The 13,707-nt window shown below is 31.6% G+C and carries 12 protein-coding genes, 8 tRNA genes and 1 rRNA gene; all 21 read right to left on the reverse strand.

All coding sequences use genetic code 11. The features are described from left to right. Window positions 1–10 precede the first annotated feature (10 nt). Window positions 11–745 (reverse strand): YwmB family TATA-box binding protein, encoded by a 735-nt coding sequence (locus QX51_RS18680; protein WP_039681411.1) that lies wholly within the window; start codon window positions 743–745, stop codon window positions 11–13. Window positions 746–931: 186 nt separating this feature from the next. Beyond that, on the reverse strand, window positions 932–2,758 hold the full coding sequence (gene glmS / locus QX51_RS18685) for a glutamine--fructose-6-phosphate transaminase (isomerizing) (protein WP_039681412.1): 1,827 nt from the start codon (window positions 2,756–2,758) through the stop codon (window positions 932–934). Window positions 2,759–3,030: 272 nt separating this feature from the next. Next, window positions 3,031–4,377, reverse strand: a complete 1,347-nt coding sequence (glmM, locus tag QX51_RS18690) for a phosphoglucosamine mutase (protein ID WP_039681413.1) — start codon at window positions 4,375–4,377, stop codon at window positions 3,031–3,033. Window positions 4,378–4,556: 179 nt separating this feature from the next. After that, window positions 4,557–5,108, reverse strand: a complete 552-nt coding sequence (locus QX51_RS18695) for a 2-oxoacid:ferredoxin oxidoreductase subunit gamma family protein (RefSeq protein ID WP_039681414.1) — start codon at window positions 5,106–5,108, stop codon at window positions 4,557–4,559. A gap of 1 nt (window position 5,109) precedes the next feature. Further along, a complete protein-coding gene (locus QX51_RS18700) occupies window positions 5,110–5,868 on the reverse strand; it encodes a thiamine pyrophosphate-dependent enzyme (RefSeq protein WP_039681415.1) in 759 nt (252 codons plus the stop codon). Next, the gene (locus tag QX51_RS18705; RefSeq protein WP_039681416.1) at window positions 5,868–6,929 is read right to left on the reverse strand and encodes a 3-methyl-2-oxobutanoate dehydrogenase subunit VorB; all 1,062 of its coding nucleotides are present in this window, start codon (window positions 6,927–6,929) and stop codon (window positions 5,868–5,870) included. Before QX51_RS18705 ends, QX51_RS18700 begins: the two co-directional genes overlap by 1 nt. Window positions 6,930–6,958: 29 nt before the next feature. Further along, window positions 6,959–7,174: a 4Fe-4S binding protein gene (locus QX51_RS18710; RefSeq protein ID WP_039681417.1), complete on the reverse strand. Its 216-nt coding sequence runs from the start codon at window positions 7,172–7,174 to the stop codon at window positions 6,959–6,961. 41 nt (window positions 7,175–7,215) lie between these two features. Next, window positions 7,216–7,893 (reverse strand): hypothetical protein, encoded by a 678-nt coding sequence (locus tag QX51_RS18715; protein WP_039681418.1) that lies wholly within the window; start codon window positions 7,891–7,893, stop codon window positions 7,216–7,218. 28 nt (window positions 7,894–7,921) lie between these two features. Next, window positions 7,922–9,013, reverse strand: a complete 1,092-nt coding sequence (gene buk / locus QX51_RS18720) for a butyrate kinase (protein ID WP_039681419.1) — start codon at window positions 9,011–9,013, stop codon at window positions 7,922–7,924. A 26-nt stretch (window positions 9,014–9,039) separates the two neighbouring features. Then, complete coding sequence (gene ptb, locus QX51_RS18725; RefSeq protein ID WP_039681420.1) at window positions 9,040–9,942, reverse strand: phosphate butyryltransferase; 903 nt, start codon at window positions 9,940–9,942, stop codon at window positions 9,040–9,042. A 535-nt stretch (window positions 9,943–10,477) separates the two neighbouring features. Beyond that, window positions 10,478–11,647, reverse strand: a complete 1,170-nt coding sequence (locus QX51_RS18730) for a CdaR family protein (RefSeq protein ID WP_039681421.1) — start codon at window positions 11,645–11,647, stop codon at window positions 10,478–10,480. Continuing rightward, complete coding sequence (gene cdaA / locus QX51_RS18735) at window positions 11,644–12,489, reverse strand: diadenylate cyclase CdaA (RefSeq protein ID WP_039681422.1); 846 nt, start codon at window positions 12,487–12,489, stop codon at window positions 11,644–11,646. Before cdaA ends, QX51_RS18730 begins: the two co-directional genes overlap by 4 nt. A 199-nt stretch (window positions 12,490–12,688) precedes the next feature. Continuing rightward, window positions 12,689–12,765 (reverse strand) — tRNA-Arg (locus tag QX51_RS18740). Between the two features lie 8 nt (window positions 12,766–12,773). Continuing rightward, window positions 12,774–12,848: transfer RNA gene (locus QX51_RS18745), tRNA-Gly, on the reverse strand. A 17-nt stretch (window positions 12,849–12,865) separates the two neighbouring features. After that, window positions 12,866–12,941: transfer RNA gene (locus QX51_RS18750), tRNA-Val, on the reverse strand. 12 nt (window positions 12,942–12,953) lie between these two features. Continuing rightward, window positions 12,954–13,027, reverse strand: a tRNA-Gly gene (locus tag QX51_RS18755). Window position 13,028: 1 nt separating this feature from the next. After that, window positions 13,029–13,103, reverse strand: a tRNA-Glu gene (locus tag QX51_RS18760). 12 nt (window positions 13,104–13,115) lie between these two features. Continuing rightward, window positions 13,116–13,191 (reverse strand) — tRNA-Met (locus tag QX51_RS18765). A gap of 9 nt (window positions 13,192–13,200) precedes the next feature. After that, window positions 13,201–13,290: transfer RNA gene (locus QX51_RS18770), tRNA-Leu, on the reverse strand. 7 nt (window positions 13,291–13,297) lie between these two features. Beyond that, window positions 13,298–13,372 (reverse strand) — tRNA-Asn (locus QX51_RS18775). Between the two features lie 5 nt (window positions 13,373–13,377). After that, window positions 13,378–13,494 (reverse strand): 5S ribosomal RNA (rrf, locus tag QX51_RS18780). Between the last annotated feature and the right edge of the window lie 213 nt (window positions 13,495–13,707).

Here is a 13,707-nt window from a genome sequence, read left to right on the forward strand (position 1 = left end):
CTCACTAAACTTAATAATCTAATTTTATTATTGGTGTAGCCATGTAGATTAAAGTTTTATCTTCATTTTCGCTATACCTAATTCCTATATTTAAATTGATCTTATTGTCTAAATAATCTAAATCGTTTTCTGTTAACAAGTTGCTGTATGCTGTAACAGAAATCAAATTGTCATCTTCTATTTTATCTATTTCCTTTGCATTCATATTATACAATATATTTTCTAAAATATCATTAGATTTATATAATTGTAAATTTTTTGTATATTCTCCAGCAATACAAAGGTAAATATCTACATCATTTGAGTACTTATTAATTACATCATTTAAAGTTTGATAAATATCTACTATATTTTTATATACCTTATTGTTTAATATGTCAACAATTATATAGTATTCTTTATTATTTTTTTTGATTGCTGTAAATGATACGCTACAAGAATCGTCTTGCGCTTGAGCATAAATTTTAAGCTCATTGTCATTTTCTTCTTCCCATTTTATTTTATTTGTCTTTAAATCTAAAGAATTTACAATATTTATGCACATATTTTCTATTTGGTTTTTATCAGTTGTTTCTGATACTACACAGTTGATTTTTATATTGTAGAATTTAAAATTCGCATTCGTTTGCTCAAATGTTTTAATAAAATTATCAGTCCAGTTATTATATTTTACACTTGCATAAGATGTAAATATTCCTATGATGAATAATAGTAAGAAAGTTGTAACAATTTTTATAACTTTCATAGTAAATCCCCCTTAATAAGTTATTTAACTTTTATTTAAATTATTGACATTATTAAAAAGGATATACGATTTAATATACTTAAAAATAAATATTTTTAAATATATTAAGTAATTGTTTAAGAATAAAAAGGTTATATACTTTTAGTATATAACCTTCTATATTATTTATTATCTAATTGTTTCCTATTATTCAACTGTAACTGACTTAGCTAAGTTTCTAGGCTTATCAATGTCACAACCTCTCATCTTAGCTACATGATAAGATAATAATTGCATTGGTACAACAGCAGTTATACTTGCAAACATATCTTCAACTTCTGGTATATATATTACTCTATCTGCTGATTTTTCAACTTCTTTATTGTGTTCTTTAGCTATTGCTATTACTTTTGCACCTCTAGCTTTAACTTCTTGCATATTTGAAAGCATTTTTTCAAATAATTGTTCTTGAGTCGCTATAACTAAAACAGGAGTTCCTTCTTCTATTAAAGCTATTGTTCCGTGTTTTAATTCTCCAGCAGCAAATGCTTCAGCATGCATATAAGATATTTCTTTTATTTTTAAAGAACCTTCCATAGCTAATGCATAATCAAGACCTCTACCTAAATAGAACATATCATTCTTGTCTTTTATTTCAGTAGCTATTTCTTCTACTAATTTATCACATTCTAATACTTTTTCAACTTTAGCTGGCATCTCCTTTAATTGACCTATCATATTGAAGTATTCTTCTTCAGTTATAGTTCCTTTTGTCATAGCTAAGTTTAAAGCTATCATATAGAATGCCATTAATTGAGTTGTATAAGCTTTTGTAGATGCAACTGCTATTTCTGGACCTGCCCATGTGTAGAATATATCATCAGATTCTCTTGCTATTGATGAACCAACAACATTAGTTATTGATAATACTCTAGCACCTTTTGACTTAGCATCTCTAAGTGCCGCTAAAGTATCAGCAGTTTCTCCTGATTGACTTACTATTATTATTAAAGTATTTTCATCTACAAATGGATCGCTATATCTAAATTCAGAAGCTATATCAGCTATAACTGGTATTTTAGCAAATTTTTCTATAGCATATTTCCCAACAAGTCCTGCATGATAAGCAGTACCACAAGCCACTATATAAACTTTGTTTATTTTATCTAAATCTTCTTTAGTTATTTTTATATCGTCTAACTTTATTCTTCCATTTTCATCTAATCTTCTAAGCAGCGTATCTTCAACACCTTTTGGTTGTTCGTATATTTCTTTTGCCATGAAGCTATCGAATCCACCTTTTGATGCGGCTTCCACATCCCAAGTTATTTCACTTACTTCTTTTTCTACTACTTCTTTGTTTTCATTTAAAACAGTTACTTTATTTCCTTCTATATGAACGAATTCACCATTTTCTAAGAAGTAAACATTTCTTGTATATTTTAATATTGCAGGTATATCAGATGCTACCATGTTTTCATCTTCACCTAAACCTACAACTAATGGACTATCTTTTCTTACTGCAACTAATTCATTTGCATTGTCAGCGCATACTACACCTAATGCATAAGCTCCTCTAAATCTCGCAGTTGCTTTATAAACAGCTTCTAAAAGATTTCCTTCGTAGTATTTACTTACCATATGAGCTGCTATTTCTGTATCTGTTTGAGATAAGAATACAACTCCTTCAGCTTCTAATTCTGCCCTTAATTCAAGATAGTTTTCTATTATACCATTGTGAACTACAGCTATAGTTCTATCCATATTGAAATGAGGATGTGAGTTTACATCTGATGGTTCGCCATGAGTAGCCCATCTTGTATGCCCTATTCCTAAATGTCCATCAATAGGATTTTTTTGTAGATCTTCAGCTAATATAGCTAATCTACCTTTAAACTTTCTTATTTCTAATTTGTTACCTGTGTTTACAGCAACACCTGCAGAGTCGTACCCTCTGTACTCTAATTTTGACAGACCTTCTACTAAAACTTCAGTTGCCTGTCTTTTTCCTAAATATCCAACTATTCCACACATATTATGTGTCCTCCTAAAAATATTATTTTAAATATATTTTTAGAGTTAGGTCATGAAAAAGCTTACTTGAGTTTTCCTTTGTCCACAGAATCACTTCCGTGATTTGAGAAAACCTTAACGATGGTAAACACACCGCAGAGCATCCGCCGAAAAATCGATTAACTCTGTCCTCGTCAACTTAACCCCCAATACTACTAATAAAATTCTGTTATTGTTAAGTTCTGGCGCTTAAAAGTAAATACTAAGTATATTTCTTAGTATTTACTTGTAGTTTACGATAATTTTTCTTTTATAAGATTAGCCAAGTTGTTAGCTAACTCATTTATTTGACCTTCCTCTTTACCCTCTAGCATAACTCTAACTAATGGTTGTGTTCCAGATGGTCTTATTAAAACCCTTCCTGAACCTTCCATTAATCCTTCTATTCTTGCTATTTCATTTTTTATTTCTTCAACTTCCATGAATTTATTTTTCACTTCGTTTTTAACTTCTACATTCACTAATACTTGTGGGTAAACACTCATTATTGAAGCTAATTCTGATAAAGGTTTCTTTTCTTCTTTTATTATCTTAGATAACATTAATGAACTTAAAACTCCATCACCTGTAGTGTTGTAATCTAGGAATATCATATGTCCTGATTGTTCTCCACCTAGGTTAAAGTTTCCTTTCTTCATAGCTTCTATAACATATCTATCTCCCACGTCTGTAGTTTCTAAATTTATTCCATATTCTCTTGCTGCAACGTTTAATCCTATATTAGTCATTACAGTTATTACTAATGTATCATTTGACAATTGTTTTTTCTTCTTAAGATATGCTGCACTTAATATCATTATATGGTCACCGTCTACAATGTTTCCATTTTCATCAACAGCAATTAATCTATCTGCATCTCCATCATATGCTAATCCTAAATCTGCCTTGTTTTCAACTACAGATTTTTGTAACATTTCTGGATGTGTAGATCCACATCTATCATTTATATTCTTTCCATTTGGTGAAGTATTTATATCTATAACATTAGCACCTAATTCTTTGAATACTATTGGTGCAACTTCATAAGATGCTCCATTAGCGCAATCTAGAACTACTTTCATTCCAGTTAAATCTACATTTATTATAGATTTTAAATAGTCTACATAATCTCTTAATGCATTGTGATCATGATTTATAACTCCTACATTTTCTCCAACTGGATTGCAATCTACCTTTTCTATATCTTCAATATATTTTTCTATTTCTAATTCTATTTCATCATCTAACTTGTATCCATCTTTATTAAAGAACTTTATCCCATTATCTTCCATGGGATTATGTGATGCTGATATAACAACTCCACAGTCTGCATTATATTTTCTTGTTAGATATGCAACTGCAGGTGTTGGTATGATTCCCACAGGAATTATATCACATCCTACTGACATTAATCCAGCTATTAAAGCTGATTCTAGCATGTCCCCTGACATTCTTGTATCTTTTCCTACTACAACTTTTACTCTGTGATCTCCTTGAGCTAGGACATATCCTCCAGCTCTTCCCAATTTATATGCTAAGTCACAAGTAAGTTCTGTATTAGCAACACCTCTAACTCCATCTGTTCCAAAATATTTTCTCATTGAAAAACTCCTTCCATGACGAGAATATCTATATCCATAAAATTATTTTATTCAATTTATGTTTTAAATATTAGTCTTTAATTATAACCATAGGATTATTTTAATACTTAAACGAAAAAAAGACAATAGAATTATTTCTATTGCCTTTTTAGTATAATATAAAATTTTTATTTTTTAAATTAAGCTTCTACAGTTGCTACTGCATCCATACCTTTTTGTAAAGCTTCTCTATTCATAGGTATGAATTTAGACTTTCTTTCTCCGAAAACTTTTAAGAAAGCTTGAAGAACTGATTCTATATCAACTGATTCTGTAACTTTTAAACAAGCTCCTAGCATTATCATATTAGCAACTTTAGGCATTCCTATTTCAGCTGCTAATTCATTAGCTGGTATATAAGTTACATTAACATCATCTCTTTCAACTTTCATATCTATTAATGAACTATTAACTAATATATGTCCTCCTGGAACTACATCATCAACAAATTTCATAGAAGGTTTGTTCATTATAACAGCGCAAGTAGCATCATCTGTTATAACTGGTGATCCAACTGGCTTATCAGATACAGTTACTGCACAGTTTGCAGTACCCCCACGCATTTCTGGTCCATAAGAAGGTAACCATGCAACTTCTTTACCTTCAAGCATTCCTGCATATGTTAATAATTGGCCCATAGACATAACACCTTGACCACCAAATCCTGCACATATTACTCTTGATGTTGCCATATTATTTCGCCTCCTCAACTTCAACTTCTATATCTTTTTTATTTCCTAGTTCATAATAAGACATCATATTATCTCTTAACCATTGTAATGCATCATTTGGAGCAAGTCCCCAGTTAGTTGGGCAAGTAGATAATACTTCAACTATACCAAATCCTAACCCTGCTTGTTGAACTTGGAAAGCTTTTTTTATAGCTTTTTTAGCTTTTCTTACATTAGCTGGTGTATCAACAGAAACTCTTTCTACAAATACTGCACCAGTTAATGTTGCTAACATTTCACTAACTCTTATTGGGAAACCATTAACTTCTGGATTTCTACCGCTTTGAGCTGTTGTAGCCTTTTGACCTATTAATGTAGTTGGAGCCATTTGTCCACCAGTCATTCCGTAAATTCCGTTGTTTACGAATATAGTACTTATTTTTTCACCTCTACCTGCAGCATGAACTATTTCTGCCATACCTATTGATGATAAGTCTCCATCACCTTGATAAGTAAATACAAACTTATCAGGATTAGTTCTTTTTATACCTGTAGCTACAGCTGGTGCTCTACCATGAGCAGCTTCTTGAGTATCCACATTGAAATATTTATATGCTAAAACTGAACATCCTACAGGAACTACACCTATAGCATCTCCAAGCAATCCCATCTCTTCTAATACTTCTGCTACTAATCTATGGATTATACCATGAGTACATCCTGGACAGTAGTGAGTAGTAACATCTTGTAATCCTTCTGTTCTCTTAAATACTACAGCCATTATTTAGCACCCCCTATTATTTCTTTAGCTTTATTAGCTATTTCAGCTGGAGATGGTATCATACCACCTGATCTTCCATAGAAGTCTACTGGTAATTTACATTCGCAAGCTAATTTAACGTCATCTATCATTTGACCTAAACTCATTTCAACAACTAATAAATTCTTAGCATTTGGTATTTCCTTAAATGCTTTGTTAGGGAATGGCCATAATGTTTTAGGTCTTATTAAACCTACTTTGTGACCTTCTTCTCTCATTTGATCTACTGTTGTTTTAACTATTCTAGAAACAGTTCCATAAGCAACGAAAACTAATTCAGCATCTTCTGTATTATACATTTCATATTGAACTTCATTTTCTTCTATTGCTTGATATTTCTTTTCTAATTTTAAGTTATGTTGTTCTAGTTCTTCTGATTGTAAGTATAAAGAGTTTATTACATTTGGTTTTCTTTCACCTTTAGTTCCATTTGCAGCCCAAGTTTTTTCTGGTAACTCTCTTGTTTTTCTTTCTTTGTCAAAATCAACTGGTTCCATCATTTGACCTATCATACCATCTGCAACAACCATAACTGGAGTTCTATATACGTCAGCTACATCAAAAGCTTCTATTATCATATCAACAGCTTCTTGAACAGATGCTGGAGCAAAAACAGGAGTTCTATAATCTCCATTTCCTCCACCTTTTGTTGACATGTAGTAGTCTGCTTGAGATGGTTGTATAGTTCCAAGTCCTGGACCACCTCTCATTATATTTAAAACTACGCAAGGTACTTCTGCACCTGCACAGTATGTTATTCCTTCTTGTTTTAATGCTACCCCTGGTGAAGATGAAGATGTCATAACTCTTGTACCAGTTCCTCCTGCACCATAAACCATATTTATAGCTGCAACTTCAGATTCTGCTTGTACAAAAGCTCCTCCAACCTTAGGTAGTTCTCTTGATAAATATTCTGGTAACTCACTTTGTGGAGTTATTGGGTAACCAAAGAAGTAGTGGCATCCAGCTTCTATAGCTGCTTTACCAAATGCTTCGTTACCTTTCATAAGAATTTTAGCCATTATTAATCCCCCTTATTTTTAAAAAATAATTAATCTCTTTCTACTGTAATAACTACGTCTGGACACATTAATGCACAACTTGCACATCCAATGCATTTTTCTTCGTCAACTATCTTAGCTGGGTTATAACCTTTTGCATTTATAACCTCTGTGTCAATTGCAAGTATTCCTTTTGGACATGCTTCTATACATAGTCCACAACTTTTGCAACGTTCTTCGTTGAAAATTACTTTCCCTTTAGCCATTGTTAAGCCTCCCTTAATTATTTCTTATATTGAGCTCAAAACTACATCCACTCTTCTCTTAGATACATTTTTATAGGTAATATGTCTCCCTCTAAATCTTTTGGCAATTTATCTACAAGATTTTCTATACAACAAACATACTTAATTGGTATATTTTTTATTTTAGAAACCTCTCTTGCAACCTCTTGTCCCTTTAACACATCTTCAACAGTTGTTTCTCTTAAAAGATGTGTATTATTTACAAGACCTGTTACCTTAAGCTTAGAAGATGCTTCTATTGCATCTATGTATCCAAGAACTTCGTTAGCAGTTTGAGTTTTCTCCCTGTTAGCATTTATTACAAAAAACATATCATAGTTGTCTGATTTGAAATGTTCAGCAAATCTACCAACTACTCTTCCACCTACATTGTCTCCACCTACATCTAGTACATAGTTAACCTTATCATCATGTAGTGGTCTCATTACTTCTGCTGAAACAGCGGGAACATCAAGCGTAGTTGTTTGAATAGAACTGTCAATAGGCGTTATCCCTAACTGTCTCATTAAATCTTTCTTTTCTCTTGTCCTAAAATATACATTTACTACATCTATATCAGCTAGTGCAACTTCTCCATCAACTACCTCCCTAAGTCTAGTTACATAGTTAATAGAAACTTCACTTTTCCCACTTCCATAATGTCCTATGAAAAGTCTAACTCTTTTATCGTCTTTTATCATAAAAATTCACCTATTTTCAGTATATATATTAATAAGCTAAAGCTTCTTTTTCATAATCTAATGCTGTTTCTTCACCATTTAATACTCTAAGTCCACCTTGTGCAAGGGCTATCATTTCATCTTCTCCTGGATAAGCTTTAACAGGTGCAATAAATTTAACTCTATCTTCTATCTTTTCTCTTATTGTTTGAGAATAAGCAATTCCTCCAGTTAAAATTATTGCATCAACTTCTCCTTTAAGAACTGTAGCGTATGCTCCTATTTCCTTGCATATTTGATAAACCATAGCATCATATATTAAAGCAGCTTTTTCGTCACCTTTAGAAATCATATCTTCAACATCTCTAATATCATTAGTTCCTAAATAAGCAACTACTCCACCATTACCTTTTATACGTTTTCCTATCTCAGCCTTGCTTAATTGATCTCCATAACATAATTTCATTAAACCACCAACTGGAAGTCCTCCACTTCTTTCTGGTGAGAATGGTCCTTCCCCATCAAGACCATTAGTATTGTCAATTACTTTACCTTTCTTATGAGCACCAACTGTAACTCCTCCACCCATGTGAACAATCAATAAATTACAGTCTTCATAATTTTTATTCATGTCTTTAGCTGCCCTTCTTCCTATTGCTTTTTGATTTAAAGCATGGAAGATACTTATTCTTGGAATTTCTGGCACCCCAGATATTCTTGCTACATCTTCCATTTCATCAACAACAACTGGATCTACTATAAAAGATGGTATAGAAACTTCATCAGCCATTTCCTTTGCAATTATTCCTCCTAAATTAGATGCATGTTCTCCTAGTATTCCAACTTTTAAATCTTTCACCATTACATCACTTACTTTGTAAGTTCCACCCTGTATAGGTTTTAAAAGTCCTCCCCTACCAACTATTGCATCTAAATCTTCTACTTTCAAATCTGCTTCTTTTAAAGATTCTTCTATAACACCTTTACGAAACTCAAATTGATCTGCTACCTTTTCATATTTCCCTATTTCTTCTGAAGAATGTCTTAGTGTTTTTTCATATAATAATTCTTCATTTTCAAATACAGCAATCTTAGTCGATGTTGATCCTGGATTTATTGTTAAAATTTTATAATCTCCCACTCTAATAACCTTCCTTTATTTTTATATTATTTTTTTGTACTTGCTAGAACCCCTAGCGCTATTGAATTTAATTTAGTTTTATCACTATCAGCTCTAGATGTTAATATAATAGGTGCTTTTGCTCCTACTATTAAACCTGCATTTTCACATTTTGCAAAAAATGCTATAGATTTATATAATACATTCCCTGCTTCTATATCTGGCACTACTAATACATCAGCTTTACCTGCTATTGGATGGTCCATACCTTTATGTCTAGCAGCTTCTTCACTAATAGCATTATCTAAGGCAAAAGGTCCCCCAACCATACATCCTTTTATTTCTCCACGAAGATACATATCTTCTAATTCTTTTGCTTCTACAGTATCTTTCATTTTAGGGTTAACCTTTTCCTTAGCGCAAATCAATGCCACTTTAGGTTCATCTATATCTAATGATCTCGCAACTGAGCATGCATTTTCAATTATTTGTTTTTTTGCATTTACGTCTGGTGCTAAGTTCATAGCTGAATCAGTTATAAAGAATAATCTATCATATCCCTCTATATCAAATACTGCCACATGACTTAATATGTTTCCTGTTCTTAGACCCACCTCTTTATTAAGCACAGCTTTTAATATAATTGAAGTATCTACTAAACCCTTCATAACCATATGAGCTTTTCCACTAGATACTAACTCTACTGCTTTTAGGCAAGCTTCTGATAAGTCCTTAATGTCTATTAATTTATAATTTTCTAGGTTTATACCCAATTCATCTGCAATTTCTTTAGTTTTTTCAATATCTCCAACTAAAATTGCCTCTACTATATTTTCTTTTCTTGCATTTTCAACTGCTATAAGTACCTCTTTGTCTTGGCAACAAGCTACTGATACAGTTTTTGGACCTCTTTCTTTTGCAAATTTAATGATATCTTCTATGTTCCTCATTTTATCCTCCTAAATTTTGTATATTTAGTTGTTTTAAACTTGGTTTGAATTGATGCACTTTCGATTTTACTAATTTTAATGTCTGACTAATTGATTTGTTTTAACCTTAAGTATAATTTTTATGTTACATTAAGATTAAATTGGACTTTACGTTTAAAATATGTAAACTTTAATTTTTAAGTTTTTACATTTTTTTCTTTATACTTATATTCTAGCATAATATTATTTATGATTGTATAATATTAAAATGAAATTTTAAATAAATTTTTTAATTATCATTGTTTTTATTGATTTATATTCAAATTCAATGAGTAAATAAGCCATTTCCATCGTATAAATATTTTTTTACACCTACTTTTTTTGACAAAAAATTAAAATTTTCTGAAAATTCTAACTTTGTTTTTTTAACACTTTTCTGCTTTAAACTATATTATATTAACTAAAGTTCGATAAATTCTTAACAAATTAAAAAGTGTAATCTGATAATTTGTATACAAAACATTAATCAGATTACACTTATTTTTATATAAATATTTTATTTTCCAACGGTACTAGGTATTATCTTTACATTTTTAAAAGATACCTCTGAATCATACTTAATTATATATTCTTTTGTTTCATCATATCCATTATCTAAATCTATATATAAATTTATATCTGATTTAGATAATTTTATATTAGTATCATCCAATTGAACCTCTACATTTATACTATCAGGTATATTCAAGTCAGATATCTTTATTTCCTGTGTATTATTTCTAAGTTCTATATCAGAATTACTATATACTAATCTTTGAATTAAACTTTCCTTATCCTTTGGTTTAACTACTGAAGTGGTTTCATCTGTAGTTACACCTTCTGGAATAATTAAATTTACTTTTTTAGATACACCTATAGAAGTTGAGTCTATTTTTTGAGTATTAATATAATTAATTTTATCTAATACTTCATTTTTACCTTTTATAGTTATTACTTGTGGTGTCACTTCATATGCCTTTATATCTGCATTTTCATCTTTTAACTGTATATTTATAGGAACTTGCTTTTCTGCTAAAAAAGTAACCTCAGCATTCATAGTTTTCACATCTAAATTAACTCCATTAACTTCTTTTCCTTCTATATCTACAGGTATTAATTTTACCCTTTGAGTTAATTTATCCTTATCCTTACTATCTACATGTACAGTAGCCTTTATGTAGTCTACTTGTTCTATTAAAACCCTTGGTCCTGATATATTTACTGAACTTTGTTGCAATGTTACAGTGTCCACATCATCCTTATAATCTCCAATTATTTCGGGACTAATATTTCTTTCTTGATGCATAAGCTTTTCTAATTTAACAACTATAAAATCTGATTTAAATTCATATGATACTTGTTTTGTTGTATTAACTTTTAAATAAAGATAATTTTTTCCTTCTATTGGATTGTTTATAGATCCATATATATGTATATCATCTTCGCTTAATTTTTGTAAATCAGATAGTTTCCCTGTTATATAAATATCAGCCACTAATTCTGATTCTGGATATACCACTAAGTCATCATCTTGTAGCTCTTCTGTATTTGTTACAGTAACAGGTATATTTTCAAAAAGTTTTGTATCTTCGGGATCCACTATCGCCATGACATACATCCACAATACCATAGCACTAAGTAGAGATATTAGTTTTATCCTGGTATTTCTTTTTAAATTATTTTTCATTTAAATATCCCACCTTTAAAGAAACTTTTATCTTCTGTTGTTGTTTTATTTAAATTTTTCTTTAAAATATTTGCCATTCTTTCTTTTGCAATATCCCTATATAATTTTCCTGACTTAGCTATAGAAACTTCACCTGTTTCTTCAGATACTATTAAAGTAATACAATCAGAAACTTCACTTATTCCTACACCAGCCCTATGCCTAGTTCCTAAGTCCTTTGTCAAATCTTTACTTTGGCTTAAAGGTAAGAAACACGCTGCTGCTTTTACTTTGTTATCTCTAATTACCACTGCACCATCATGTAGAGGTGTATTTGGAATAAATATATTTATTAATAATTGTCTTGAAACATCACCATCAATTATAGTTCCAGTCCCTATTATATCTGATATTTTTGTTTCTCTTTCTAATATAATAAGAGCTCCTATTTTTTGTCTTGATAAAGAATATAATGTTTCTACAATTTCATCTATTGTTTTATCTAATTTTTTGCTTTCAGCATTTTCTCCACTCTTCCCAAGTAAATTGAAATTTGCTCTTCCTAAATGTTCAAAGCCTGCTCTAAGTTCAGGTTGGAATATTATACAAACAGCTATAACACCAACATTAAGTGCATTTACTAGTATCCAGTAAAGTGTATGTAATTTAAATACAGAGCTTAGCTGAGTAGCTAATAGTAAAACTACTATTCCTTTAAAAACTTGTTCCGCTCTCGTATCTTTTATAAACATAAAAATTTTATAGAATATGTAAGCTACAATTAATATATCTACAATATCATATATACTCATTCTTAATATTATATCAATAAAACCATTTAAAAAAGAATTTATATCGGACATATTTTATCCTCCTGTTCAATAGTTTCTTAACCTTTTACACTATGTATTATACTATAATAATACAACTATATACAAACTATCTTCTTTAATAATTCAATATATTATATTTATATTTTTTATTATAAGGCTAATTTTATATATTTATTTCATTTTTTTAAATTTTTATAAAAAAAAAGTTTCACTAATGTGAAACTTTAATTGGTGAGCGCACAGGGATTCGAACCCCGGACACACGCCTTAGAAGGGCGTTGCTCTATCCAGCTGAGCTATGCACCCATATTTATTGGAGCGGGAAACGAGATTCGAACTCGCGACTTCAACCTTGGCAAGGTTGCGCTCTACCACTGAACTATTCCCGCGTAAAAAATTTGTTAAATGGTGGGACCAACAGGGCTCGAACCTGTGACCCCCTGCTTGTAAGGCAGGTGCTCTCCCAGCTGAGCTATGGTCCCGGGATAAATAAATGGAGCGGGTGAAGGGGATCGAACCCTCACAGCCGGCTTGGAAGGCCGGAACTCTACCATTGAGCTACACCCGCATGGTGACTCATAGGGGAATCGAACCCCTGTTACCGCCGTGAAAGGGCGGTGTCTTAACCGCTTGACCAATGAGCCATAGTATTTAAATGGTTGCGGAGACAGGACTCGAACCTGTGACCTTCGGGTTATGAGCCCGACGAGCTGCCAACTGCTCCACTCCGCGATATTAATTTGGTGCCGAAGACCGGAATCGAACCGGTACGAAAGTATAAGTTTCGCAGGATTTTAAGTCCTGTGCGTCTGCCAGTTCCGCCACTTCGGCACTTTCTTGGCTCCAAGGGAGGGACTCGAACCCTCAGCCTATCGGTTAACAGCCGAGTGCTCCACCGTTGAGCTACCTTGGAACATAACGTGGCTACGTGCTACTCTCCCAGGGGGTCGCCCCCCAAGTACCATTGCCGCTCAAGAGCTTAACTTCTGTGTTCGGAATGGGAACAGGTGTATCCTCTTTGCTATAATAACCACATAATCTTTATATAAAGTATTAACTTTTGTTAGTACTTTCAAAACTGCTAACATTTAATGTTTTCCATTATTTATTTTTAGCAACTGAAATCTTCCTTATAAACATATAATTAAAGATTTAGTTGGCGATATAAACCTTTAGGTTTATTTTGGTCAAGTCCTCGACCTATTAGTATCAGTAAGCTACATATGTTACCACACTTCCACCTCTGAC

The organism is Terrisporobacter othiniensis (genome assembly GCF_000808015.1).
In the GTDB taxonomy this organism is placed as follows: Bacteria; Bacillota; Clostridia; order Peptostreptococcales; family Peptostreptococcaceae; genus Terrisporobacter; species Terrisporobacter muris.